The following is a 24,269-nucleotide window of genomic DNA, read 5'->3' as shown; positions in this document are numbered from 1 at the left end:
CGGCCGCCGAGATCCCGGCATGGCCAAACAGCCACACCTGCTGGTCGAGTCGGGTGAACTTCACGACGTTGCGCTCCTGCCTGGCGATCCGGGGCGGGTCGATCGGATCGCGGGTCACTGCGAGGAGAGCGAGGTCGTCGCCGAGAACCGCGAGTACAAGATCGTGAACGCCACCTACGAGGGATCGCCGGTCACGATCTGTTCGACGGGAATCGGGTGTCCCTCGGCCGCGATCGCGGTCGAGGAGCTCGCGAACGTCGGCGTCGAGAGCCTCATCCGAGTGGGGACGACGGGGGCGCTCCAGGCCGACATCGAGGTGGGCGACGTGGTGGTCGCGACGGGCGCGGCGAAGGACGAGGGAACGACCGCACGCTACGAGCGCGACACCGTGCCGGCAGTCCCGGACTACGACGTGCTCTCGGGGTTGGTCGACGCGGCCGAGACGCGTTCCGAACCCGTCCACGTCGGGCCGATCGCCTCCGACGACGCCTTCTACGCCGAGACCGACGAGTACGTCGCGGCGTGGGAGCGCGCCGGCGTGCTCTCGGTCGAGATGGAGGCCGCCGCGATCTTCACGCTCGCGCGCCGGAAGGGGCTGCGGGCGGGCGCGCTCTGTACCGTCGACGGCAACCTCGTCGCTGGCACCCAGAAGGGCGAGACCGAGGGCGAGGAGCTGCCCGCAAAGGCGAAGGACAACGTCGAACGCGCGATCGCGATCGCGCTCGACGCGGCCACCGATCTCTGAGGCGAGCTTTCCGGTTCAACCACCACTAACTGGCGGGAACGCTGCGAGTTCGTCGTCGTCGTCGAGGTCGGTGTCGAGGCCGTCGCCGGCGACGAAGGGGTCCTCGCCGTTTCTGAGCAGCCGGATGTGATCGCGGATCTCGCCGTTCTCGATGATCTCGTCTTCGAGGGCGGGGTGGCGATCGAGCAGCGCCGCGAGCGCGTCGTCGAGGTTCGCATCCGGTTCGACTTCGACGTCGACCTCGCGCTCGCCGGCGGTCTCGGCGAGCGTGGCGAAGAGTTTCCAGTGCATATCGCGCCTACGAACGCCGGCCACAAAGAGGGTTCGACGGCCAGGCGGTGGCGGTGCGGCCGCGGTTGCGACGGCGGTGTGGATGGCGGTGCAGTCCTGGTGGATCGAGGGCGAGCGTCGGGCGGTGCGAACGGAGTGAGCACCGCCGAACGTGTGAACGGGGAGGAACGACCCGTGAGCGACCGGAGGGAGTGAGGGCTCGGGCGGTGCTGTGCGGTGTGGGAGAGCTAGCAACTCTACCGCGAGCGACCGAACGAAGTGAGGGAGTGAGCGGGTGTTTTTAGTCCAGGTTTTTGCGAGGAGTGGTGGCCGACCGCAGGGAGGCCACCCGACGAAGTAAAAAAGTGGGTTAGGTGCGCCAGTAGGCCGGGGTGAGCAGCACCAGCACGGGCAGGATCTCGAGCCGGCCGATCCACATCAGAAACACCATGAGGAGTTTCGAGGTCCGGGGAAATCCGAGATAGCTGTTCATCGGGCCGACGACGCCGAACCCGGGCCCGACGTTGCCGAGGGTCGCGGCGACCGCGCTCATCGACTCGAACGGGGTCACCTCGTAGCCGACTCGCCAGGCGTCGGTGACCACCAGCACCGTGGCGACGAAAAAGAAGACGAAGTACAGCAGCGTGAACGCGTAGATGCCTCGGATCGCGTGCTCGTCGACGACCCGACCACCGAGGCGTACGGGCGAGACCGCCGTCGGGTGCACAGTGGTAAAGAGCTCGCGACGGAGGGATTTGAGGATCACGACCCACCGGACGATCTTGATCGCGCCGCCGGTCGAGCCCGCCGAGCCGCCGACGAACATCGCGAACAGGAGGAGGTACTTGGCGGGCGCGCCCCACGTGTTGAAGTCCATGCTGGCGTAGCCGGTCGTCGTGACGATCGAAACGACCTGAAACGCCGCGTGACGCACCGAATCCTCGAGTGCGCCGATGATCGGCGGGACGGCCGACGGGTTCGCGCTGATCCCGATGCCGGTGAACAGCAGCCCCGCGACCACGGCCACCAGCACGCCGATGACGCCGGCGTACGATCGGAACTCGGTGTCCCGAACCAGGCGCTCGGGCTCGCCAGTCAGCACGTGCCAGATCAGTGCGAAGTTGGTCCCGGCGGCGATCATGAACGGGATGACGACCCACTGCACGGCAGCGGAGAACGCTTCGATCGAGCGGGCTTCCGGCGAGAATCCGCCCGTCGGCATCGTCGTGAGGGGATGCGAGACGGCGTTGAACAGGTCCATGTTCGGGGCGAGCCCACCGAGGTGGAGGCCGTAGAGGAGGCCCATCTCCAGCAGGGTGAACCCGAGATACGCGAGCCAGAGGACGCGCGCGGTCTCGGCGATGCGTGGCGTGAGCTTCTGGATGCCGGGGCCCGGCGCTTCGGCGTCCATCAACTGCGCGCCACCGACCGAGAGTTCGGGAAGGATCGCGACCGCGAGCACGACGATCCCCATTCCGCCGAGCCACTGGGTGAGCTGTCGCCAGAGCATGATGGCGTGGGAGTGTCGATCGAGCGAGATGTCGCCCATCACCGTCGCGCCCGTGGTCGTGAAGCCACTCATCGACTCGAACAGCGCGTTCGTGGGCTGGGCGAGCGTCGACTCGGTCCCCACGAAGCCAGCGATGAGATAGGGGAAGGTGCCGACGATCGCGACCAGGAGCCACGTGAGCGCGACCATCAGGAACCCCTCACGCGCGCCGAGGTCGGGATCCGGGTCGATGCGTTCGAGACCGACCCCGACGGCGACGGTGACGACGAACGCGGCGGCAAAGGTCGGAACGTCCTCGCCGTAGTACAGCGCCACCCCGAACGGAACCAGCAACACGGCGGAGAGGTATTTCACCACTCGGCCGACGAGGCCGACGCTCGCCCGCCAGTCGACGTGTGACCACCTCACCGATCCCACCCCGAAAGCACGTTCGATCCGGCGACTGTCGATCGGATCAATCTATCGCTCTCGATCCACACGCTGCCTACGACCGCCAGAAGGCGGCCGTGAAGAGGACGAGGACGGGAACGATCTCGATGCGACCGATCCACATCAGGACGATCATGACGAGCTTCGTCGAGACGGGAAACGCCGCGTAGCTCCCGTAGGGGCCGGCGAGCCCGAACGCCGGCCCGATGTTGAGAAACGTCGAGGCCGCCGCCCCCATCGCCTCGAACTCGCCGAGCGCGAGGCCGACCCGCGCGGCGTCCACGATCACGAACACCGTCAGGAACCCGAAGATCACGACGCTCACCAGGGTGTAGGTGTAGACATCCCGAATGGTCCCCTCGTCGATCGGCCGGCCGGAGAGGCGGATCGGGCGGATGGCCTCCGGGTGGATCGCGGTGAACAGGTCGCGGCGGAACGCCTTGGCGACGACGAGCCACCGGAGGGTCTTGATCGAGCAGGTGGTGCTGCCCGCCATCCCGCCGACGAACATCCCGACGAGGAGGACGTGGCGCGCGAGCGGCGGCCAGGTATCGAAATCGACGGTCGCGTAGCCCGTCGTCGTGAAGATCGAGACGGCCTGAAAGGTGGCGTGGCGAACGGTGTCGAGCCCCGACACCCCCTCCTCGAACGCCAGCGCCGCCACGATGAGGGTCGTCGCGCCGGCGAGGATCGTGAGGTAGAAGCGGAACTCCTCGCTCTCGCGGAGCCGCGAGGGGTCGCCGCGCGCGAGGTAGTACAGCAGCACGAAGTTGGTCGCACCGACGATCATGAAGAGGATCACGACCCACTGGACGGCCGGGGAGAACGCCCCGAGACTCGCGGCCTCGGGCGAGAAGCCGGCGGTCGAGACGGTGGTGAGCGCGTGGGCGACCGCGTTGTAGGGGCCCATGTTCGGGGCCATCCCTACAATTCGGAGCGCGAGCAACACGAGAACCAGCAACGCCGTCAGTCCGACGTACAGCCCGCCGAGCAGGCGTGCAGTGCCGGCGATGCGGGGGGTGAGCTTCGTGACGTTTCTCGTTTGGGTCTCGGTCTCCATCAGCTGCGCGCCGCTGACCGAGAGCCGCGAGAGCAGCCCGACCGCGAGCACGAGGATTCCGAGCCCGCCGAGCCACTGGAGGACGCTCCGCCACAGCAGGATCGAACGCGAGTGGACGTCGAACGACTGGATGACGGTCGCTCCCGTGGTGGTGATCCCGCTCATGGATTCGAACAGCGCGTTCGTGGGTCGGGCGAAAACGCCCGTACCGGCGAGAACGAACGGAAGGGATCCGACGAGCGCGACCGAGAGCCACGCGAGCGCCACCAGCAAGAACGCCTCCCGCGGGCCCGTATCACCGCGTTCGAGCCGCTCCAGTCCCTCGCCGAGAACGAGAGCGGGAACGAGCGGGACGGCGAACGGAACCGGCGATTCGCCGTAGCCGAGCGCGACCAACACGAGGACGGAGAGCGGCCACGCGAGTCCCTTGATTACAGTACCGAGGAGGCTCGCAGTCGTCCGGAGATCGACCCGGACGGCCATCAGACCTGGCTGGCGACGGCGTCGATGGCGTCGATCTCGGCGAACACGACGACGTGATCACCGACCTTCACCACGGTATCGCCTCGCGGCGTGACGAACTCGCCGTTCCGCGTGATCGCCCCGATGGTCACTCTCGCCGGGAGATCGGCGGCGGACTCGCGGATCGGGCGGCCGGCGAGCACGCTGTCGTCGCCGATCTCGATCTCGAGCACCTCCGCACGGTCGTGATCGACGATCGCGACGTTCTCGGTCTCGCCGTCGCGGGTGAGTCGAATGATCTCCTCGGCGGTCGCCTCGCGCGGGTTGATCGCCGCGCCGACACCCACCGCCTCGAAGAGATCGGTGTACTCGGCGGTCTCCACCAGCGCGACCGTTCGGGGCACCCCGATCCGGGTGGCGAGCAGGCTGGCGAGTAGGTTCTTCTCGTCGCTGCCGAGCGCCGCGATCACCACGTCGGCGTCGCCGATATGTTCGCGCTGCAGGAACTCCTGGTCGGTCGCGTCGCTCGCCATCACCGTGGTCCCGGCGAGCAGCTCCGCGAGCTCGCGGGCGCGGTCGGGGTCGCGCTCGACGAGGCGCGGATGGAGCCCGCGGTCTTCGAGCAGCCGTGCGGCCTCGACCGCGATCTCGCTCCCGCCGACGATCACGACGTCCTTGCCGTCCTCGTCCCGGCCAGGCGCGAGGTCGCTCGCGAACGTGCGCGTGTTCTCGGGGCTCCCGATCACGATCAGCTCGTCGCCGACCTCGATCGTCGTCTCGCCCTTCGGAATGACGACGTCGCCGTCCCGCAGCATCGCCGCGAAGGTGAGTTCGGGAAAGTGGTCGGCCTCGGCCACCGTCCGGCCCGCCACGGGGCTCCCCTCGGGGACGCAGAACTCCGCCATCATCACGCGGCCCTCGGCGAACACGTCGACGTCCCGGGCGGCCGGCAGGCCGATGACCCGGACCATCGTCTCGGCCGCCAGCAGGTTGGTACAGACCATGAAGTCGACGCCGAACGCGCCGCCGGCCTCCTGCCACGTTTCGAGGTAGTTCGTTCGCTTCACCCGGGCGACGGTGAACGCATCGCTCGCGGTTTTCGCGGTGGCACACGCCACGATGTTGGTCTCGTCGTCGTCGGTGCTCGCGATCAGGAGGTCCGCTTCCCCGATCTCGGCCTCCCGGAGCGTCGCGAGCGACGCGCCGTCGCCCTCGATCGTGAGCACGTCGAGCGAGTAGGTGAGGCTCTCGACCCGCTCGGCGTCGTTGTCGACCACCACGACCTCGTGATCCGCATCGAGGCTCGCGGCGATCGAGGAGCCCACCTGGCCCGCCCCCACGATCACTACCCGCACGCGTACCGCCCTCGAACCATACCCGTCCTTCGCCGGGGCGGGTAAGTGAATTTCCATTCCCCGCCGCTCGGTGGTCGCGGTCTCGGCCGGCGTCGCTTTCGTGGTTCGTGATGGGGCGAGGGTCGCTCTCGGGACCTACTCGCGGTACTCGTCGGTCACGTCTTCGAGCTCCACGTCCCCCTCGGGCACCCGATAGGCGGCGACGACGGAGCGGTCGGCGTCCGGCGAGTTCACCGTCTTGTCGACCGCGTAGCCCACGTACGTACAGTCCTCGCGCGTGAACTCGACCACCGAGTAGCCCCAGTTGTGGCTGTCGAAAAAGTCGATGTGGGGGTTCATCGTCGTGACCAGCCACGTCAGCAGCGGTTCGGTGAGTTTGCCGCGCCAGCCCCGCGTGAGGCGGAGCGCCTCGGCGATGTTGAGCGAGGTCACCGCGGGCGTCATGAACTCCACGCCGATCCGGTCGCCCGGCGCGACGCCCTCACCGCCCGAGACTCGCCCCGGGTAGGAGGTCTGCTGGTACGCCGCCACGTAACAGTGCATGTCGCCGGTGAGCGTGACGTAGTTGTCGACGTCGGCCGCACCGATCGACTCCGTGATGCGCTGGCGTTCGCGCGTGTAGCCGTCCCACCCGCCCTGGACCGGGTAGATCGACAATGGCCCGGAGCCCAGGCGAAGCGGCACCGTCAGCACTTCGTCGGCCCAGACCGTCCACGTCGACGTCGATCCGGTGACCGTGTCGATGAGCCACTCGCGCTGTTCCTCGCCGAGCATCGTTCGGCCGGGCGGCTCGTACTGTGGGCCCACGTTGTCGGGCGTCGGAATCGCTTCCCGTGGGGGGTCGCGAAACAGGCGCTCGTCGGTCATCACGAGCGTCACGAGGTCCCCGAACGCGAAGTCGCGCCACAGTCGAAAACGCTCCTGGAGCGAGTCGCCGTTCGGGTCGTACTCCACGCGCGCGGGCATGTACTCCCACCACGCGTGCATCGCGTCGGCGACGAGGTCGGTCATGAACTCGGGGTCGTCGGCCCGTGGGTGGTCGCCCGATGGCGCGTCCCGCCGGTCGTCCCAGTGGAGGTCGTTGACGAACTCGTGATCGTCCCAGCTGGCGATCAGGGTATGGGATTCGAGCGCCTCCTGATAGAACTCGTCCGAGCGATACTTTCGATAGAGGTAGCGATAGTCCTCCAGACCGTGGACGCGGTCGTGGCCGCTCGGGAACGACTTCTCGCGGTCGTACTCGTCGACGTTGGGGCCGCTGAAGTGGCCGGCGTCGGATTCGTAGATGGCGTCGCCGACGTGAACCAGGAAATCGACGTCCTCCTCGGCGACGTGGTGGAAGGCGGGGTAGTAGCCGTTCTGGTAGTTCTGGCACGCGAGCACGCCGAGGCGGAGCGAGTCGGGCGAGTCGTCCGGCCGGGGAAGCGTCCGGCACTGGCCGGTCTTCGACGCCACCCCGTCGTGGACGAACCGGTAGTGGTACGTCTCGTTCGGGGCGAGATTGTCGTCGAGATCGACGTTCACCGTGTGGTCGTGCGCGCGGATCCAGCGAGCATCGTCGGTGACACCGCTGTACACGACGTTCTCGAACCCTGCGTCGTCGGCGACCTCGACTGCGAGGGGTTCGGTAGCGTCGAAGGCGTCGGGCGCGATGCGCGTCCAGAGGATGACGCCCGTCGGCGTCGGCCCGCCGCTCGCGACCGACTGGGGGAAGGTCTCGGCCGGGTCGGCCCGGGGATCGAAATCGAAGACCGACGCATCGCTCGCTGCGGAGGGAGCCACCGCGGTCGCGAGGTCGTGTGAGTCGAGCGTCGACAGCAGCGCCGAGTGGTCGTCCGCTCCGCTCCGGAGTTCGTCGCGCCCGCCGATACTCGCGTCGTTCGCCATAGCCCGACAGTCGAAACCGAGGCGCATCGGCGTTGCGGTTGGCTCGCCCGAGGCTACGGAGTCGGGAGTTCGAGTCGAGCGTGGCTGTTCGGTGCGGAGCGGTGCGGAGTAGTGCGGAGAGCGCCAGCAATGCTACCGTGAGAACGAGCGACCGTAGGGAGCGAGTGAGCGGGTGTTTTTGATGTCCTCGTGAGCAGCGTGGGACCGAAGGTCCCACGGGCCGTTCGCGCGGCGAAGCCGTGCGAAGACGAAGCGAACGAGGGCTCGGTGCGGCTACGCCGCTCCGGTGAACGTTTTTGCAAGGGGTCGAGCGCGACCGCAGGGAGCGCGACCCCCCGCAGCAAAACGTTCAACCGAACATCTGACGCATCATGGGGTGCATCTCCATGAGCTGCTCCTCCGCGATCTCCTCGTAGAGCTTGTAGGTGATCGAGACCGTCAGCAGGAGGCCCGTCCCACCGACCGCGCCGATGGTCCCGAGCATGTTCGCGCCGACCGCGAGCAGCCCCACCAGCGCCCCGCCGATCACCGTGACCTGGGGGATGTACCGTTCGAGCACCTTCTCGATCACGCCGGGGTTCTGCCGGAAGCCGGGGATCTGCATCCCGGAGTCCTGGATCTGTTTCGCGGTGGCCTCGGGGCCCATGTCGGCAGTCTCGACCCAGAAGATCGCGAAGATCGCGCCGCCGATCACCATGAACGTGAGGTCGACCCCGATCCGGAGCGCGACCTGCCACGTCGCCTGGCTCACCCCGATCCAGTCCTGCGGCGTGTAGATCGGCGCGAAGTAGTAGAACAACCCGGAGACTGGCTGGCCGTTGGAGCCGTAGACGCCCGCCCACGCTGGCAGCCCGAACTGGGAGTTGAGGATCCGTCCGAGAAACTGGATGTTGGCCTGGACCGCGCGCACGAGGATCATCGGGAGGACGCTGGCGTAGATCAGCTTCACCGGGAACCGACCGCGTGCGCCCTTGACCCGCGCGTGGCTGAGCGGGATTTCGACCCGGACGCTTTCGGCATACACCACCACCACGAAGATCAGGACGGTGGTGAACAGCGGAATGAGGTCGCCCGCGCCGAGCAGCAGCGTCTGGAGGCCCGCGCTGGTCAGCGGCGAGACCTCGATCGCGCCGGTCAGGATGCCGAACCAGCTCGCGAAGAACCCCTCCGCACCGATGAACCCGCCGACGAGGCTCTGACTCACGCCGGCGACGATGAACAGCCCGATCCCCGAGCCGACGCCCCACTTCGAGATGACCTCGTCCATGAACAGGATCAACACCCCGCCGACGAAGATCTGGGCGAACATGAGCCACTTCACCCCGAAGACGCCGATCCCGAGCGATGCGGCGAGCTGTTCGCTCGCCGGAAGGAAGTTGCCCGCGAACACCATCGGCAGCCCCGTGATGCAGATCATCACGATCACGAGGAACTTCTGGAGCCCCTGATAGAGGATCTGATCACGCGGGTCGGAGGTGTCGAGTCCGAGGAGGTTGGCCCCGCCGAGCAGCTGGAGCACGATGCTCGCGGTCACGATCGGGCCGATCCCGAGCTGGAGGATCGATCCCGTGGCCCCCGCGAGGATCGTTCGGAACTGACCGAACAGATCGCTGCCGGCCTGCGCGGACGGCAGCCCGTAGAGCGTGACGTTCGTCAGGAAAAAGTACAGGACGAGCACGCCCGCCGTCCACCCGAGCTTGCGTCTGAAGGGCACGTGGCCCTCCGGTCGCCGGACGGAGGGCATCCGCGTCAGCACCGGTTCGGCGGTCTCCTTCCAACCCATTTGCGCGACCTCAGGACTCCGCGCTTGTAGCTTCTTCGTCCGAGTCCTCGTCGTCGGTGTCGTCCTCCGCGTCGGCGAGCCGTTCCTCCCCGCGATCGCTCAGAACGGCCTCGCCACCCGCCTCGTCGAGCAGGTCGCGGGCGCTATCCGAAAACGCGTCGGCGGTCACCGACAGCGCCTGGCGGACCTGGCCGCCGCCGAGCACCTTCACGACGTCGGCCTCGTGCCCGTCCTCGACGACGTCACGCGCGTCGAGTCGGTAGCCGTCGTCGGTGTCCTCGGCGAGGTCCTCGGCGGCGTACAGCGCCGCGTCCTCGTCGAGTTCGCGCACGTCGATCGTGTGGATCTCCTCCTTGACCTTCTCCGGGCGGTCGAACCCGTGTTTGCCGAGCGGTCCGTAGTTGTGGAACTCGTGATCGTCACGCCCCGCACGTCCGCGCCCGCCCCGGTGGCCGGCCCCGCGTCGGTTCTTGTGGGAGCCGCCGCCGTGGGTGCGCGACCCGCGCTGGCGTCGTTTCTTGCTTGTCATTGTCGTGATCGTGTGAACCGCGTGATTACCGCATCGCCGTCAGCAGCGCATCGATGCCGTCGGTGTCGTGCTTGCCGAGCTCGCCGCCCTCCGGCGTCGGGTGTTTGACGCCGTCGTGGCCGCCGCGCGGCGGGTGGAGCCGAAGCGCGGGGGCGAGCCCCGCCTCCCGCAGCGTGGTCTCCTCGTCGAGCAGCGCCGCCGCGAGCCCCGCGAGGTCGTCGTAGTCGGTGTTCTCGCCGACCCACTCGTCGTCGATTTCGCCTGTTCCCTCTGCAGGCTCGGCCCGCGTGCTGAGAGTGCGTTCGAGCACCGCCTGGCTCGGCTCGCCGTAGGCCACGTAGTCGTTGACCTTCGTGATCATCCCCCGATACGTGTCGGTCTCGGGCACCAGCGCACAGTGGTTGGTGCTGTGGACGTTGAGCATCGAGAGCGTATCACGAACTTCCTGGCTCATGTTGACCTCGCCGCGGAGCTGGACGAGCGCTTGCATCACTCGATCACCTCCCGCTTGCGGCGGGTTTCTTTGGGGACTCTGGCCTCGCCGGTCGCCCGGAGCGCGTTGAACGTCGCCTTCGCGAAGTTCACCGTCGTCCGGGTCGTCCCCGACGAACGCGTCCAGATGTCCTCGATCCCGGCGAGTTCGAGCACCGAGCGGACGGTCTCCCCGCCCGCGAGCCCGAGCCCGCGCGGTGCGGGCCGGAGCTCGACCTCGACGCTGCCCGCCTTCCCGCTGGTGCGGAGCGCAACGGTGTGGGGGCGGCCGCAGCCACACTCCCACGAGCCACAGCCCCGCGAGACGTTGACGACGTTGAGCTTCGCGATCCCGATCGCCTTCTGAATCGCCGAGCCCACCTGGTCGTCGCGGCCTTCGGCGTAGCCGACGTACCCATCACGATTGCCGATCGCGACCACACACCGGAACTTGACTCGCCGCCCGGAGTCGGTCATCCGCTGAACCATGTTGATGTCGAGGACGTCGTCCTCGAGCCCGGGGAGGAGCTGGTCGGTGATCTCGGGCTCCTTCAGCGGGAGGCCCGAGTTCAGCGCCTCCTCCATCGTGGTGATCTCCTCTTCTGCGACCTGCTTGCCGAGCCGCGTGCGCGGCTCCCAGCCGCGTCTACTCATCGGTGCCTCCAAGCTCGTGGTCGAATGCGTCCATGATGTCCTGACGTACCTCCTCGAAGTGTGCCGGCAGCTCGGTCGCGTCGAACTCGCCGGAGTACAGCTGTTCGTCCCGGTTCTCGGCGTACTCCGCGACGTGCTCGCCGCTGGTGCGCGACCAGTCCGCGAACACCGATTCGTTGTGCGGAACGCGGAGTCCAGCATCGATCGCGCCCTCCTGGATCGCGAACACCTTGTTGCCGGGCGTCGCGGTGTTGAGGCCGATGTCGAGCACTGCCTCGTCGACATCGGTGTCTCGCGCGCGCAGCCCCGCGAGCAACCCCGTGAGATAGGCACTGGGAAGGTTCCCGGTGGGAGCCTCCCAGCCGTACTCGGCGAGGTCGCCGGAGCTCGCGCTCGCGTGCGTTTCGTCGCCGTCGGGGCCGGGAGTCACCAGCTGCGCCCTGACGTGGCGGTTGCTCTTGCGAGCAACCAGTCGGGGTTTGCCTGATTTCAACAGGCGCAACCGCTGATGGTAATCCGTCCGGACCTCGCGCCGGCGGCGCATCGGAACGTTGTATCGTGGTCCTGTTGCCATACTTATTCCTCCTCGATATCGACGTCGTACTCGTTCGTGGCGAACGTCTCTAGCCTGTCGACGCTGTCGAACTCGCCGCCGCCCGCCTTGTCGTAGAGCGCGCGGTACTGGGTTCGATCGAGCGTCCCGTCGGCGCGCAGCTCCTTCAGCCGGCGGCGCTGGGCGCGGATCCGCGAGACCCACGCGTCCTTGCGGTCCTCGCGGGCTCCGGCGGTCCCCTTCCGCGTGCCGGGGCCGCTGCGGTGGCCGGCGGCGCGTTTCGCCTCGCGTTCGCGCGCGCGGCCTCGGGAGTTCGACTTCGCGTCCTTCGATTCGATTGTTCCGTTGGCGATCTGCTCGCGGATGTCCTCGCGGGTGATCGCCTCCGCGATCTCGCCCTGGGCGTCGGGGTCGAACCAGACACGGTTCTTCCCGACGTCGAGGACGTCCGCGGCCAGGCGTCGCTGTGCGGTCAGATCAGTCATCTCCGTTCACCTCGACTTCGACGTAGGTCGGGTTCAGTACTCTGATCCCGTCGTCCTCCGCTTGCTCCTCGATGCGTTCGCGCTTCCGGCCGCCGACCGACGACCCGATCCGCACCGCTTCGGTGTCGCCGTCGACGCCCTCCAGATCGTCCGTGTTCTCCACACGGACCTCCTCGAACCCGCTCGGATGGCGGCCTCGAACCGGCTTCGCGGTCCGATAGCCCGCCTCGACGGTCGCGCCCTTGCCCTTGACGCCCCGGCGCTGCTTCGAGAGCGTTCCGGTGGGTCGTCGCCACGAGGTCGAGACTCGCTTCTTCATGTGGTGGTTCTGCCGGTCGAACGCCGGTCCCGAGTCGCGCCGACGCCCCGCGAGCAGTCGGTTCTCCTCCTCGTCGAGCTCGGGCGTCTTGTCGGCGAGACCGCGTGGACGGAGCTCCGTCTCGACGTCCTCCTCGGGTTCGGTCTCGTCTTCGACCTCGGTCTCGGTCTCCTCGGCGACTTCGAGCCCGCCGACGTCGGCCTTGATCCGCGCGGCGAGCGCGTTGCCGATCCCCTCGATCTCCGCGAGTTCCGACTGCTCGGCCCGGCGAAGGTCCTCGACGGACTCGAAGCCAGCCTCGCGCAGCGTGTCGGCCTTCGCGTCGCCGACGCCGCTGACGTCGGTGAGGTCGTCCGGAACCTCGTCGGTCCCGTCGTCGGCTTCGTCCTCACCATCGGTTTCGTCGTCGGCTTCCGCAGCCTCGTCGTCGACGTCGAGTTCGTCGACGTCGGCCTTGATCCGCGCGGCGAGCGCGTTGCCGACTCCTTCGACCTCCGCGAGGTCGTCCTGATCGGCGTCGCGCAGGTCGTCGACCGTCTCGTAGCCCGCTTCCTGAAGGTCGTCGGCCTTCTCCTCGCCGATCCCGTCGATCGCCGTGAGGTCGTCGGCCGGGTACTCGAACCCCTCGTCAGCCATCGGCACTCACCTCCGCCTTCTGGGGTTTCTCGGTGATGTACACACCGTCCTGGAACACTCGCGTGTCCTTGCCGCTGACGCGGGTGAGCTGTTCGATGTCCGCGGCAGTCTGGCCCACGTCCTCCTTGTTCGGCCCGGAGAGCGTGACTCGTTCGTCGTCGATCTCGACCTCGGTGTCGCCGTGGACCGGCGTCCGGCGCGGCGCTTTCTCGCCGAGGAAGTTCTGGATCACGACGTCGCCGTCCTCGGCGCGGACCTGCATCGGGAAGTGCGAGTAGAACACTTCCATCTCGTAGGTCCACCCCTCGCGCACGCCGTGGATGGCGTTCGCGATGTGGCTCCGGAACGTGGTCGTCGTCGCGGTCGTCTTCGCGTCGTCGGCGTCGCTCGCGATCACGACCTCGCTATCCTCGACACTGATGGAGACGTTCGGGAACCACAGCCGTCGCGTGACGTTGCCTTCTGGACCGGAGACCGTGACGTCGAAGCGATCGACTTCGACGGTTACGTCGTCCGGGATCTGGAGTCGTTGTTCTGTCATTGTCAGTAGACGTACGCGAGCACCTCGCCACCGAGACCCTGCTCTCTGGCCTCGTAGTGGCTCATCACGCCGTGGCTCGTCGTCACGATCAGCGTGCCGTAGTCCCGAGCCGGGAGGAACCGCTTCTCCCACTTCTCGAACTCGTCGGCCCCCGCGGAGTAGCGGGGTTTGACGACGCCACAGCGGTTGATCGCGCCGCTGAGTTCGACCTCGAACTCGCCGGCCCGGCCGTCCTCCACGAACTCGAAGCCGTCGATGTAGCCCCGGTCGTAGATGACTTCCAGCACCGAGCCGATCGTGTTCGAGGCGGGCTGTACGGTCAGATTGAGCTTGCCGACGCGGCCGGCGTTGTCGAGCCCCGACAAAGCGTCTGCAAGCGGATCGTTGTTCGTCATTTGTACTTCCTGAATCCCATGCCGCGGGCGATCTCGCGGAAGCACTGTCGGCAGAGCCAGATGTCGTACTTCCCGACGAGGCCCTGCTTGCGCCCGCAGCGCTGGCAGTCCTCCAACTGACCTGTTCGCTTCGTCGCGTGTTCGCCGGTGTCGGTTTCGCTCTCGCTCATTGTACCTCCACGTCGAATTCGTTCTCGAGGAACGCGATTGCGTCCTCGACGTCGAGCCGGTGACGGCTCGGCAGCTGGCGCGTGGCCTTGTTCCGTCGTTTCACCCGTGCGCCGGGTCGGTTGAGGTTGACCGTGACGTCGAGGCCGTAGATCCCGACGTTCGGGTCGTACTCCTGGTCGGGGAACTCGGTGTGTTCGGCGATCCCGAAGCTCACGTTGCCGGTCTGGTCGAACTGGGTGCGTGAGACGTCCGCGAGGTCGAGCGCGGTGTCGAGGAACGACTCGGCGGTCTCGCCGCGAAGGGTGACCTTCGCGCCGATCGGGTCGCCCTCGCGGATGTCGAACTCGGGCTCGGTCGCCCGGGCGCGCGTCCGCACGCTCTCCTGGCCGGTGACGGCCTCGAGGATCTCCTCGGCGTTCGCGAGCTCGCGACCACCCTCGCCGACGCCCATGTGGACGACGACCTTCTCGACCACGGGCTCGCGCATCGCGTGGAACTCCGCGGCTTCGCTCATTCGTCGTCACCTCCGTCGTCAGCGTCGTCGTCCGCTTCGGCCTCGTCGTCCGCCGCCGTGTCCGCGTCGTCCGCGGTCTCGCCGGCGTCGTCCGTGGCCTCGTCGTCGACGAAGTTCTCGTCGATAACGACCACGTACTCTGCGACCGTCTCGAACCCGTCGCCGTTCGCTTGGGTGACGGTGACGTTGTTCGACGAGCTGCCCGGCGTGACCTGGATGTCGTCGATCTCGCCGACCTCGCCGGCGTGGCGACCCTCGACTGCGGTCACCAGCGCGCCCTCCTCGTAGGGGAAGTGTGCGAGGATTTCGTCGTCCTCGTCGACCACGATCGAGTCACTGCCGGCGTACTCGCTCGCGTCGTCGATTTCGAGGGTGCGGCCGTCGTGGAGCGCGAGCTGCGTTGCACCACCGGGGACCTGCTGTTTGCCCTCGATCTTGCCGAGCTTCGAGTCCGCGTCCGCGGCGTCGATCGGCGTCAGCGCGAGCCGACCGCCCTCGTCGGGGAACACCCGGTAGTGTTCGTTCCGCTCGTCGAACTCCAGGATGTCGAACATCCCGATCGGGCGCTCCTCGTCGTCGAGCGCGTCGCCGTTCACGAGCACCGAGCCCTGGTTCAGCGCGTAGCGCGCCTCCTTCCGGGAGTCGACGTAGCCGAGCACGTCGCGCAACACGACGAGCAGCGGGACGCCGCTCTCGCCGTGCGGGCCCGCGCCCGCCTTCACGGTGAACGTCTCGGTCTTGCGCTCGACGGGCCACGAGTTCGGCACCGAGAGGCGCTTCTGGTGCTTACTCATCGTCGGCCTCCAGGCGCTCCTCGCGCCGGTCGTCCTCGAGATCGAGGTCGGTGATCCGAAGGTTGCTCGCGTCGAGCGGTCGGGCGACCTCCTCGCCGTCGGCGGTCTCGGTCGTGACGTCCTCGACGTGGACGGTCGCGTCCTTCAGGTCGACGCGCACGACGTCTTCCTCCTCGCCGGCGAAGTCGCCGCGGAGGACCTCGACGGTGTCGCCCTCGTTGACCCGGGCGTTCCGTTTCCCATAGTCCTCGCGGAGATCCTCAGCGAGCGTCGCACGGACCTGGCGATGCTTCTCGTGGAGCGGTGCGCGCTCCGTTCGTGTCCGTTGTTTGTGTGGTTGTTTGCTCATCTGTGTTCGTACTCCTAAACGATCATCGTGGCCGCGCTCGCGATCGAGCCGAAGCGCTCGGCGACTTCGCGTGCGACGGGCCCGCGGAGTTCGGTTCCGCGGGGGTCCTCGTTCTCGTCGACGACCACGGCGGCGTTGTCCTCGAACTTCACGCGGGTGCCGTCGGGTCGTCGGATCGGCTTGCGCTGGCGGACGATCACGGCTTCGAGCACCTGGCGGCGCATCTCGGGGGTGCCCTTGGTCACCGAGACCGACACCTTGTCGCCGAGACCCGCCTTCGGGTGGCGGTTCTTCGTGCCGGAGTAGCCCGACACGCTGATGACCTTCAGCTCGCGCGCGCCCGTGTTGTCGGCACACGTCACGAGCGATCCCTTTTCGAGACCCTGCGTGACGTCGGCGGCGAGCGCCTCCATCAGGCGTCACCTCCCGACTCCTCGGCCGACGTGCTCTCGATCTCGTCGAGGGCGACTTCCGATTCGGGATCGGAGGGCCCCGAGAGGCTGCTCGCGCCGAGGTCCCGGGTCGTGTCGAGCGTGCCGACCACGACGTGGGCCTTGGTCTTCGAGAGCGGCCGGGTCTCGGCGATCCGGACCGCGTCGCCGACCGAGAGATCGAGACAGTCGGGCGCGTGCGCGGGGGTGCGCGAGCGCCGTTTCATCTTCCGGTCGTACTTCGGTACTGTGACGTCGTACTCGCGTTCGACGATCACCGATCTGTGCATCTCCGTCGAGGCGACCATCCCGTCGACCGTTCCGCCGCGCACGGAGACCGTGCCGTGGAACGGACAGTTCGGGTCATCGCAGGTCGTCTCGGGTTCGTCGACGTTCAATCCTAGCGCCATGTCGAATCACTGCTCCGTTCGGTGCGGCGGGCCGGTGTCGCGACCAGCCGCTCGCCCTCGACCGTCACGTGGACGGTCTCGGCTGCTTCGGGGTCGGCCGGGGTGATGTCCGTCGGGGCGACCGACTCGCCGCCGAGTGCGAACTCGAACGTCGCGCCCGCCTTCGGCACCTGCTTTGCGGCCGGTGTGGTCCCACTGTCGTCCGTCGAATCCGTCTCGACCGACAGCGTGTTCTCCGTTTCCCGTACGACCCGCCCCTCGATACCGTCGAGAGCCGGGTTGTCGGCCGTCGCGACCCGCGCGTGCAGGCCGCAGAGTTCATGTCGCGCGAGCGTTGCGGGAGTGAGCGCCATCAGGCGGTCCCCTCATCCCCGTCGAGGTCGCCCTCTTCGTTTCTGATCGTTTTGAGTCGCGCGATCGTGCGTCGGAGTTCACCGATCCGGCCGGGGTTTTCGGGTGCACCACCGGCGGCCTGCACAGCCCGGGTGTTGAGCAGCTCGGTTTCGAGCTCCTCGAGTTCGGCCTCGCGCTCGGCAGGCGTCATGTCGCGCATCTCCGCAGCGTGGAGGATCGCCATCAGGCGTCACCTCCGTCGAACTCCTCTGCGCCCTCCTTGATGCGTTCGGCGAACGCCGGGCCGACGCCTTCGGCCTCGGCGAGATCGTCCTCGCTGGCCGCGCGCACGTCCGCGACCGACTCGAAGCCCGACTCGATCAGCGCGTCGGCCTTCGCGTCGCCCACGCCGTCGATGACGGTGAGGTCCGCACCGGCCTCGGCGTCGTCCATCTCATCGAGGATCGCCTCGGCCGCGGCGTCGGTCTCCTCGGAGAGCTCCTCGTCGATGTCCTCGCCCGCCTCGGCGGGCTCGTCCGGCGAAGTCTCGGCCGCACCCTGCTCCCCTTCGATCTCCTCCTCGATGATCTCCTCGGCCCCGGCCTCGGTGGCGTCCGCGTCACCTTCGGGGGGTGTCTCCGTCACCTCGAAGTCCTCGTCGCTCTCGGACTCGTCGGGACCGGCGACCGGCTCGTCGGCCTCGCCCTCGCCACTGAGGAGTTCCTCGACGTCGTCGCCCTCGACCTCTTCGGGTTCGAGCACGCTGGTGTCGACGTCCTCCTGGATGCGGAAGTCGTCGGGCAGCTCCGCGTCCGGCGGGATGATTCTGACGGTGACGCCGATCGTCCCGAGCTTCATCACCGCGACGCCGTCGCCGCGGTCGACGATGCTCTGGGCGGGCTCGCCGTTGTGCTTGATGTAGCCCCGGTTGAACTTCTCGTTGCGCGAGCGTGCACCCGTCACCTTCCCGTTGAGGGTGATCTCCGCACCGCGCGCGCCCGCGTCCATGATCCGGTCGATCGTGGTGTGGCCCGCCTTCCGGAAGTACCAGCCACGTTCGAGGGCGTTGCCCAGCCGGTCCGCGACGATCTGGGCGTTGAGGTCGGGTTCGTCGACCTCCTGAACGTCGATCTGGGGATCGTCGAGGTCGAAGCGCTCTTCGAGCTGGGTCGTGATCTTCCGGATGTTCTTCCCACCCTTCCCGATCACCATGCCGGGTTTCTCGGCGCGGAGCACGATCTGGGTCCCCATCGGGGTCTTGGCGAGGTCCATCCCACCGTAGCCGGCGCGCTCCAGCTCGTCGCCGAAGAACTCGTCGATCTGGGTCCGCTGCATCCCGTCCTCGATGAACGTCTGTTCGGAGCCCATCAGTTCTCACCCTCCTCCTCGTCGGGTTCTTCGACGATCAGCTCGACGTCGACCTCGGGCGTGTTCCACGCGCTCGCGCGGCCCATCGCCCGGGGCTTGCGGCCCTGCACTTCGCCGATCTTGTGGGCGGCGACGTGTTTGATCGTCATCGGATCGGGCTCGAACCCCTGGTGTTCGGCGTTCGCGCCGACGTTTTCGAGCAGGTCGAGGAAGGCCTTCGAGGCCTTCTCGGGGTAGCGACCGGCGTCCCAGCCGTCGATGTCGCTGCGATGCCCGACGCCCGAGTTGTGTGAGCGGAAGGGAACCGACCGGTCGCCCGCGATCACGCTCTCGAGGTACTCGCGTGCGTCGGCGACGGTCTGGCCCTTCAGCTCTCGGGCGATCTCCTTGCTGTGCTTGTGGCTCATGTGGCGCTCCCGGAGCATGGCTTTCGCCGTTCGCTCGGGGTCCGCGTCCACGCTGTAACTGATTCCCATTGCGGTAGTACTCTAATCCTCCATCATTTGAGCGGCACGAACTTCGAGGAGCGTGTCGCGCCGATCCCCGCCTGGCCGTGCTCGACCGAGGTCCGGGTGAGCTGGAACTCGCCCAGGTAATGGCCGAGCATCTCTGGCTCGACGCGGACCCGCTCGAACTCCTGGCCGTTGTGAACCGCGAACGTCTTGTTGACGAACGCGGGCAGCACCGGCATGTCGCGCAGGTGCGTCCTGATCGGATCGTTCGCGGTCTCCTCGGTGCCGCTTTCGGCGGCCTCCTCGATCAGCTGTTCCTGTTCGACCGAGAGGCCGCGCTCGATGGTGCGGCGCAGGCGTGCGGGTAGCAGCTCCGCGACCGCCTCTCGGTCCATCTCCTGTAGCTCCTCGACCGTGTGGCCGCGGTAGGTGAACTCGCCCTCGCGACCGGTTCTGTAGTCCGAACTCATGAGTCACTTCCTCCCGGTCCGCTTGCTGGCGATGTCGCCGACCTTCCGGCCGGGCGGCGCGTCACGCGAGACGCTTTTCGGTTTCCCGGGGTGCTGGCGACCGCCACCGCCGAACGGGTGGTCGATGGCGTTCATCGCGACGCCGCGCACCCGTGGGTACTTCGTCCCGCGTGCGCGCATCTTGTGATGCTTGTTGCCTGCCTTCACGAACGGCTTTTCGGTACGGCCGCCGCCCGCGACCACGCCGATCGTGGCGCGACACTGCGGATCGAGGCGCTTCACCTCGTCGCTCGGCAGTTCGACGACCGCCGCGCGGCGGTCGTGGGTGATGAGCTGGGCGTTCACGCCCGACGCGCGGGCGAACTTCCCGCCGTCGCCAGGCTGGCTCTCGACGTTACACACCGGGACCCCTTCGGGGATCTCGGCGAGCGGGAGCGTGTTGCCCGGCTTGATCTCGGCCGAGACGCCGACCTGGATCTCCTCGCCCACGCCGATGCCTTCCGGCGCGAGCACGAGGCGCTGGTCGCCGTCGTCGAACTCGATCGCCGCCACGGGTGCGCTCCGGGCGGGGTCGTGCTCGATGTCGACGACCGTGCCGGCAATCAGGTCGCCCTCTTCGGTCGATCGGTGCGACAGGTCGGCCTTGTATCGGTGGGATGGCGCGCGGAACGTCGGGCCGCCCCGACCCCGGCGCTGTCCTTGAATTCGTCGTCCCATGTTCAGAACACCCCGATGCGCGAGGCGACTTCGTCCGCGTCGTCGTCCTCGCTGAGTTTGACGGTGGCTTTCTTCTCGCCGTTCGGCGTCACCTGCGTGGTGACGTCGACGATCGAGACGTCGAAGCGCTCCTCGATCTCCTCGGCGATCTCGGGTTTCGTCGCGTCGATCGAGACCATGAACTGGAGCTTGTTCCGGTAGTCCATCTCGTTCATCGCCTTCTCGGTGACGTGGGGGTAGCGGATCGAACTCATCGATCGGCCACCTCCTCGATGGCGCTCTCGGTCCAGATCGTCAGCCGACCGCCCTGTGCGCCCGGCGCGAGGTCCTCGGTGTTGACCTCTCGTGCGGTGGCGACGTCCGCTCCCGCGAGGTTTCGCGCCGCGCGCGAGGGTTCGTCGCTCGTGACGAACAGGATCGACGACGGCCGCTTGTACTTCCGGCCACGCGTCGTCCCGCGTCCCGCGCGGATCCGCTTGTCCTCGGCGCGCTCGATGTCGTCGTGGACGCCGAGCGCTTCGAGCAGCGAGACGACCTCCTGGGTCTTCACGAGCTCTTCGAACTCGTCGCTCACCACGAGCGGGAGCTCGAGATCGTCGAAGTCGTGGCCACGGTCGGCCACCTGTTCGGCGTCGGCGGTCGCCGCGATCGCGCTCCGGGTGGCGAGCTTTCGTTCCTTCGTGTTGATCTGTTTCGAGCTGTCCTTCTCCTCTTTCGGCGGGTGAGCCTTCCGGCCGCCCACGGTCTGGGGGACGCGGCGGCCCTGGCCGTTCGATCGGGGAACGTGGGCCATGCCGCGACCGCTGCCCTGTGACTCGGCGGGCGTCCGCATCCCGGCGTAGTCGTCGGCACCGGTCGCCTGGGTGCGGTTCGCCTGCGCGGCGCGCACCGCATCGCCGATCAGGTCGGGCCGGTACGGCGTCTCGAATATCGTGGGGAGGTCGACCTCGCCCGCCTCGCCGCCGTCGGTGTCGTAGACTGTTGCGTTCATTTATCCTTGCCCCTGGTTCGATGCCGTCGAGACGTACCGGACCTCGGGATCGAGGCGCGGCTGGTCGCCTGGTCTGATTGCCGGCCGGAACCGGAGAAGCCGCTGGTCCGGACCGGGGAGCGATCCTTTCACGAGCGCGTACGGCCCGTCGATCTCGCCGTAGTTGACGAACCCGCCGTCAACGGAGGGCTCGTCGCCGTCGCCGGCGTCGACGAGGCGTTTGTTGAGCTCGGTGCGCTGGTGGTAGCCCGTCTGGCCCTGCTGGGGGACAGTCGAGCGAACCCTCGAAGGGTTCCACGGGCCGAGGTTGCCGATCCGTCGGCGGTAGCCCTGGCGGAAGTGTTTGCCCTTCCGTTTCTGGACGCCCCAGCGCTTGACGGGGCCCTGGGTGCCCTTGCCCTTGGTGACGCCGGCGGCGTCCATGTACTCGCCGGGGCGGAACACCTCGGTGAGATTGTGTTCACCGCCGCCGGAGACGAGTTCGAGTCCGAACTCGACCCGATCGTCGACGCTCCCGCCGCCGATCCGGGTCTCCATCACGTCGGGGCGTTTCTTCGGGACGTTCGCCATCTCGCCCGGAACCGTGTGGGTGATCGCGCGGACGTCGCCGATCTCGGCCTCACTGATGGCTGCCCGGAAGTCGTCGGGGTCGCCCCCGCTCTCGGGAACGTCGAGCGCCCGCTCCAGATCGGCGTGGGGCTCGTCGGTCCACGTCTCGGTCAACGGTCGGAGCCCGTAGGGCGTGTCCTCGTACGCCCGGAGCGCGACCGCCCGCATCGGCGGCGTCTCGACCACCGTCACGGGTACTGTCTGTTCCATGCCTTCGCGCGGCGAGTTCGCCGCGTCGTCGATCATCACGACGTGGCTCATGCCGGCTTTGTAGCCAGCAAAGCCCTGAAGCCCGGGCTGGCCGTCAGCGTCGGGCCACGAGCCGAAGCGCGGGACTTCGCTACTCGCGCGTTGTCGCGGGCCGTATCCCAACGAGCCCTTGCGTGGTCTGCTTGGTTGTACCATATGTGTTCTCCTCCTGCTATCGCGGTAGGGTGAGACAGGCGAGGGTGGCGAACACCGCTTCTTCGGTGCGCACGACCTCGCTGCCCTGGTTCGGAACCGTGTCGAGCCAGCGATCGAACCCCGCAGGGTCCGACCCGGTCTCGTCCGCACTCGCCACCGACGCCTCGTCGATGCCGAGCATCGCCGGCAGCCCTCGCTCGGGCGCGCCGAAGGCGACGGTCATGCCGTCTTCGACCCGTCCGGCCAGCACCCCGAGTCGCTCCGTCGTGAGCGCCTCACCGTGGCGCGACGTGGCGATCCGGAGCCCGGCGTCCTCACGGCCGAGCGCTGCCGAGAGGTCCGCACGCTCGACGGCGAACCCGGGTGCGGGCTCGTCGACGATCCGCGCGCGAACCGGCTCTCGCGAAGAGATCCTGACGGTCACACGCTCTCCCTCGTCGAGTCCCACGTCGGTGGGATCGACCAGCGAGATCGGGTGTTGCAGTCCGCAATTGACCCGAACGCGTCCATCAGGGCCGACCTCGGTCACGATTCCCTGTCTTGACGACCCCGAACCTTGGGATTCGGAGCCGGTCCGTGAGACGGCGCGAAGCGGCGGCAGGACGCCCACCTGCTCCAGTTCGTCCCGCGTGCCCCACGCCTCCTTTCGGAGGTACGGGGCGGTCGCGGCGTACCGCAGTACCGTGGAAACGAACCCGCCGCCCCATCGCCGGTCGCCGTCGGAATCCGGGAAGATCGTAACGCGGTCGACCCGGAAGACGGTGGCCGCACGGGCAACGAGACCGACCTTGTGGGTCGCCTCGCGCTTGTCGGCGGCCTCCCGGCAAAGGGACGACGGCACGAGCAGGCTGACTGTCATGCCGTGACGCTTTCGCGCCGTGCCACTAGACTGTAGCGCTTCTACCGTAGTGGGTTACAAAAACGTAGCGCTTCGCTCGGTGCGTGTGTGGCGTTCACAGGCGATTCGAGCGACCACGACGGTGGGTACTGCCACAGCCGGGCGGGTTCGGAACGCTTTTATCTCTCACCGGGGTACGAAGGAGTGCAGGGCGCTGGTAGTGTAGTGGTATCACGTGACCTTGCCATGGTCACAACCCGAGTTCAAATCTCGGCCAGCGCACTTCTGCTGATCACGGGTCGAAGATGAAACTTATTCATTGGGAGGTTGATGGCTATAAAAGCATAGAACAGGGTGAATTTGTTGCCTCAGACTCAACCATTCTAATAGGAAAAAACAATTCCGGGAAGTCCGGTGTAGTCGATTCAATTATAGACTTTCAGCGACTCTATATGTCTCGTGGGCAAGAAGTAAAATCAAGCTGGTTTAGAAGTGCTGTGACTGGCAAAAGAGATAACGATACAATCCAAATCAGTTTGCGATTCGAGCTCTCGGACAGCGAACACTCCCAGCTAATGGAGAAAATCGATAGTGAACCGCGTATTACCTCCAGAAATTTTGCTGCCAACGACTGGCTGTCTGAACTGCAAATTGATATGATCATCGAACACGGGAAAAGACCAACAATACAATACTTCGTGAACTATCACGGTGATCGTGTCGAATTAGGTGAAGTCAGTAAACATAGTTCGAGCAGCTTCAGCGGAAACACGTTGAAGGGAACATACAGCGACATAATAGAAGATTCATTTGAAAATTGGAAGTTTGTTGGTCCGTTTAGAAGGCCAGAGAATATAATGGAAGTGCCATACAACGTATCCCTAGAGAGACGGCCGAAATCTGGTGCAAGTTCTCCATAGTATTGACAACACTAATCGAGAACTCTTCAACAAAATATCTGAGAAGTACGTCGAGATTATGGATGGAGTCACTGATCTGACCGTTGAATATCACTTAGAAGGGGACAGCAACAACGAATTCACAATAATGGTTGAAGAGGGTTCTTTTGAAAAGAAATTCAATTCTAAAGAGATATCGTCGGGGTCGAAGGAAATACTGGTTCTTCTCACCCAGGTATTCTTGGCATCGGAAAATACAGATCTGCTACTGGTTGAAGAGCCAGAACTCCACTTACATCCTGAAGCTGAACAGAGAGTCTTCGATACAATTCAACAAATGAGTAGGGATGACGGTCCTCAGCTTCTTGTGTCAACTCATTCGGATGTATTCGTAAACCAGAGCGAAGTAGGAGATATCGTTCGCATAGAGCGTA

General features: G+C 66.7%; 33 protein-coding genes and 1 tRNA gene. 4 read left to right on the top strand and 30 right to left on the bottom strand.

The annotated features are described in order from the left end of the window. Positions 1-19: 19 nt before the first annotated feature. Positions 20-745 (top strand): nucleoside phosphorylase, encoded by a 726-nt coding sequence (locus TX76_RS07055; protein WP_049900943.1) that lies wholly within the window; start codon positions 20-22, stop codon positions 743-745. Positions 746-760: 15 nt separating this feature from the next. On the opposite strand, the gene TX76_RS07050 is transcribed toward TX76_RS07055, so the two are convergent. The 30 genes from TX76_RS07050 to TX76_RS06905 all read right to left on the bottom strand — a co-directional run bounded on the left by TX76_RS07050 (position 761) and on the right by TX76_RS06905 (position 22,957). Further along, complete coding sequence (locus TX76_RS07050) at positions 761-1,036, bottom strand: ubiquitin-like small modifier protein 1 (protein WP_049900940.1); 276 nt, start codon at positions 1,034-1,036, stop codon at positions 761-763. A 349-nt stretch (positions 1,037-1,385) separates the two neighbouring features. Then, positions 1,386-2,942: a TrkH family potassium uptake protein gene (locus TX76_RS07045; protein ID WP_195156020.1), complete on the bottom strand. Its 1,557-nt coding sequence runs from the start codon at positions 2,940-2,942 to the stop codon at positions 1,386-1,388. Between the two features lie 67 nt (positions 2,943-3,009). Further along, entirely contained in the window at positions 3,010-4,497 is a 1,488-nt protein-coding gene (locus tag TX76_RS07040) for a TrkH family potassium uptake protein (RefSeq protein ID WP_049900937.1), read from the bottom strand. Further along, the gene (gene trkA / locus TX76_RS07035; RefSeq protein WP_049900935.1) at positions 4,497-5,831 is read right to left on the bottom strand and encodes a Trk system potassium transporter TrkA; all 1,335 of its coding nucleotides are present in this window, start codon (positions 5,829-5,831) and stop codon (positions 4,497-4,499) included. The genes TX76_RS07040 and trkA overlap by 1 nt, the downstream gene beginning before the upstream one ends. 135 nt (positions 5,832-5,966) lie before the next feature. Beyond that, positions 5,967-7,718: an alkaline phosphatase D family protein gene (locus TX76_RS07030; RefSeq protein ID WP_049900931.1), complete on the bottom strand. Its 1,752-nt coding sequence runs from the start codon at positions 7,716-7,718 to the stop codon at positions 5,967-5,969. Between the two features lie 349 nt (positions 7,719-8,067). Further along, complete coding sequence (secY, locus tag TX76_RS07025) at positions 8,068-9,501, bottom strand: preprotein translocase subunit SecY (RefSeq protein ID WP_049900928.1); 1,434 nt, start codon at positions 9,499-9,501, stop codon at positions 8,068-8,070. Positions 9,502-9,511: 10 nt separating this feature from the next. Then, positions 9,512-10,030 carry an uL15m family ribosomal protein gene (locus tag TX76_RS07020; RefSeq protein ID WP_049900925.1) on the bottom strand — a complete coding sequence of 173 codons (519 nt, stop codon included), beginning with the start codon at positions 10,028-10,030 and terminating at the stop codon, positions 9,512-9,514. A 25-nt stretch (positions 10,031-10,055) separates the two neighbouring features. Further along, positions 10,056-10,520 carry a 50S ribosomal protein L30 gene (gene rpmD / locus TX76_RS07015; RefSeq protein ID WP_049900923.1) on the bottom strand — a complete coding sequence of 155 codons (465 nt, stop codon included), beginning with the start codon at positions 10,518-10,520 and terminating at the stop codon, positions 10,056-10,058. Further along, a complete protein-coding gene (locus TX76_RS07010; protein WP_049900918.1) occupies positions 10,520-11,155 on the bottom strand; it encodes a 30S ribosomal protein S5 in 636 nt (211 codons plus the stop codon). Before TX76_RS07010 ends, rpmD begins: the two co-directional genes overlap by 1 nt. Beyond that, positions 11,148-11,729 (bottom strand): 50S ribosomal protein L18, encoded by a 582-nt coding sequence (locus tag TX76_RS07005; RefSeq protein WP_049900915.1) that lies wholly within the window; start codon positions 11,727-11,729, stop codon positions 11,148-11,150. The genes TX76_RS07010 and TX76_RS07005 overlap by 8 nt, the downstream gene beginning before the upstream one ends. A gap of 2 nt (positions 11,730-11,731) precedes the next feature. Then, positions 11,732-12,193 carry a 50S ribosomal protein L19e gene (locus tag TX76_RS07000; RefSeq protein ID WP_049900912.1) on the bottom strand — a complete coding sequence of 154 codons (462 nt, stop codon included), beginning with the start codon at positions 12,191-12,193 and terminating at the stop codon, positions 11,732-11,734. Beyond that, positions 12,186-13,148 carry a 50S ribosomal protein L32e gene (locus tag TX76_RS06995; RefSeq protein WP_049901232.1) on the bottom strand — a complete coding sequence of 321 codons (963 nt, stop codon included), beginning with the start codon at positions 13,146-13,148 and terminating at the stop codon, positions 12,186-12,188. The genes TX76_RS07000 and TX76_RS06995 overlap by 8 nt, the downstream gene beginning before the upstream one ends. Continuing rightward, on the bottom strand, positions 13,141-13,689 hold the full coding sequence (locus TX76_RS06990) for a 50S ribosomal protein L6 (protein WP_049900908.1): 549 nt from the start codon (positions 13,687-13,689) through the stop codon (positions 13,141-13,143). Before TX76_RS06990 ends, TX76_RS06995 begins: the two co-directional genes overlap by 8 nt. 2 nt (positions 13,690-13,691) lie before the next feature. Beyond that, positions 13,692-14,084, bottom strand: a complete 393-nt coding sequence (locus tag TX76_RS06985; protein WP_049900905.1) for a 30S ribosomal protein S8 — start codon at positions 14,082-14,084, stop codon at positions 13,692-13,694. Further along, positions 14,081-14,254 (bottom strand): 30S ribosomal protein S14, encoded by a 174-nt coding sequence (locus tag TX76_RS06980; protein ID WP_006078142.1) that lies wholly within the window; start codon positions 14,252-14,254, stop codon positions 14,081-14,083. Before TX76_RS06980 ends, TX76_RS06985 begins: the two co-directional genes overlap by 4 nt. Then, positions 14,251-14,769 (bottom strand): 50S ribosomal protein L5, encoded by a 519-nt coding sequence (locus TX76_RS06975; RefSeq protein WP_049900902.1) that lies wholly within the window; start codon positions 14,767-14,769, stop codon positions 14,251-14,253. The genes TX76_RS06980 and TX76_RS06975 overlap by 4 nt, the downstream gene beginning before the upstream one ends. Beyond that, positions 14,766-15,563, bottom strand: a complete 798-nt coding sequence (locus tag TX76_RS06970; RefSeq protein WP_049900899.1) for a 30S ribosomal protein S4e — start codon at positions 15,561-15,563, stop codon at positions 14,766-14,768. Before TX76_RS06970 ends, TX76_RS06975 begins: the two co-directional genes overlap by 4 nt. Beyond that, the gene (rplX, locus tag TX76_RS06965; RefSeq protein WP_049900895.1) at positions 15,556-15,912 is read right to left on the bottom strand and encodes a 50S ribosomal protein L24; all 357 of its coding nucleotides are present in this window, start codon (positions 15,910-15,912) and stop codon (positions 15,556-15,558) included. Before rplX ends, TX76_RS06970 begins: the two co-directional genes overlap by 8 nt. Positions 15,913-15,926: 14 nt before the next feature. Further along, positions 15,927-16,325 carry a 50S ribosomal protein L14 gene (locus tag TX76_RS06960; protein ID WP_006078138.1) on the bottom strand — a complete coding sequence of 133 codons (399 nt, stop codon included), beginning with the start codon at positions 16,323-16,325 and terminating at the stop codon, positions 15,927-15,929. Continuing rightward, on the bottom strand, positions 16,325-16,753 hold the full coding sequence (locus tag TX76_RS06955; RefSeq protein ID WP_049900891.1) for a 30S ribosomal protein S17: 429 nt from the start codon (positions 16,751-16,753) through the stop codon (positions 16,325-16,327). The genes TX76_RS06960 and TX76_RS06955 overlap by 1 nt, the downstream gene beginning before the upstream one ends. Next, positions 16,744-17,106: a ribonuclease P protein component 1 gene (locus TX76_RS06950; protein WP_049900888.1), complete on the bottom strand. Its 363-nt coding sequence runs from the start codon at positions 17,104-17,106 to the stop codon at positions 16,744-16,746. The genes TX76_RS06955 and TX76_RS06950 overlap by 10 nt, the downstream gene beginning before the upstream one ends. Continuing rightward, positions 17,106-17,330: a 50S ribosomal protein L29 gene (rpmC, locus tag TX76_RS06945; protein ID WP_049900886.1), complete on the bottom strand. Its 225-nt coding sequence runs from the start codon at positions 17,328-17,330 to the stop codon at positions 17,106-17,108. Before rpmC ends, TX76_RS06950 begins: the two co-directional genes overlap by 1 nt. Further along, entirely contained in the window at positions 17,330-18,454 is a 1,125-nt protein-coding gene (locus TX76_RS06940) for a 30S ribosomal protein S3 (protein WP_049900883.1), read from the bottom strand. Before TX76_RS06940 ends, rpmC begins: the two co-directional genes overlap by 1 nt. After that, positions 18,454-18,930 carry a 50S ribosomal protein L22 gene (locus tag TX76_RS06935; RefSeq protein WP_049900879.1) on the bottom strand — a complete coding sequence of 159 codons (477 nt, stop codon included), beginning with the start codon at positions 18,928-18,930 and terminating at the stop codon, positions 18,454-18,456. Before TX76_RS06935 ends, TX76_RS06940 begins: the two co-directional genes overlap by 1 nt. Before the next feature lie 23 nt (positions 18,931-18,953). Continuing rightward, positions 18,954-19,376 (bottom strand): 30S ribosomal protein S19, encoded by a 423-nt coding sequence (locus TX76_RS06930; RefSeq protein ID WP_005045615.1) that lies wholly within the window; start codon positions 19,374-19,376, stop codon positions 18,954-18,956. Positions 19,377-19,379: 3 nt separating this feature from the next. Further along, positions 19,380-20,093, bottom strand: coding sequence for a 50S ribosomal protein L2 (locus tag TX76_RS06925; protein WP_049900874.1), 714 nt, complete (start codon positions 20,091-20,093; stop codon positions 19,380-19,382). Between the two features lie 2 nt (positions 20,094-20,095). After that, a complete protein-coding gene (locus tag TX76_RS06920; RefSeq protein ID WP_049900870.1) occupies positions 20,096-20,347 on the bottom strand; it encodes a 50S ribosomal protein L23 in 252 nt (83 codons plus the stop codon). Continuing rightward, positions 20,344-21,084: a 50S ribosomal protein L4 gene (rpl4p, locus tag TX76_RS06915; protein WP_049900867.1), complete on the bottom strand. Its 741-nt coding sequence runs from the start codon at positions 21,082-21,084 to the stop codon at positions 20,344-20,346. Before rpl4p ends, TX76_RS06920 begins: the two co-directional genes overlap by 4 nt. Continuing rightward, entirely contained in the window at positions 21,085-22,098 is a 1,014-nt protein-coding gene (locus TX76_RS06910; RefSeq protein ID WP_049900862.1) for a 50S ribosomal protein L3, read from the bottom strand. 16 nt (positions 22,099-22,114) lie between these two features. Then, positions 22,115-22,957: a putative RNA uridine N3 methyltransferase gene (locus tag TX76_RS06905; protein WP_049900859.1), complete on the bottom strand. Its 843-nt coding sequence runs from the start codon at positions 22,955-22,957 to the stop codon at positions 22,115-22,117. A 190-nt stretch (positions 22,958-23,147) separates the two neighbouring features. Here TX76_RS06905 and TX76_RS06900 point away from each other — a divergent pair. The 3 genes from TX76_RS06900 to TX76_RS17015 form a co-directional block, all read left to right on the top strand. After that, positions 23,148-23,218 (top strand) — tRNA-Gly (locus TX76_RS06900). Between the two features lie 23 nt (positions 23,219-23,241). Next, positions 23,242-23,856, top strand: coding sequence for an AAA family ATPase (locus TX76_RS17545; protein ID WP_154019029.1), 615 nt, complete (start codon positions 23,242-23,244; stop codon positions 23,854-23,856). Next, on the top strand, positions 23,840-24,269 hold a 430-nt coding region (locus TX76_RS17015), incomplete at its 3' end, for an AAA family ATPase (RefSeq protein ID WP_154019028.1). The genes TX76_RS17545 and TX76_RS17015, both read left to right, overlap by 17 nt.

The organism is Halococcus agarilyticus (assembly GCF_000334895.1).
GTDB lineage: Archaea > Halobacteriota > Halobacteria > Halobacteriales > Halococcaceae > Halococcus > Halococcus agarilyticus.
This window is presented reverse-complemented; position numbering and strand designations above follow the sequence as displayed.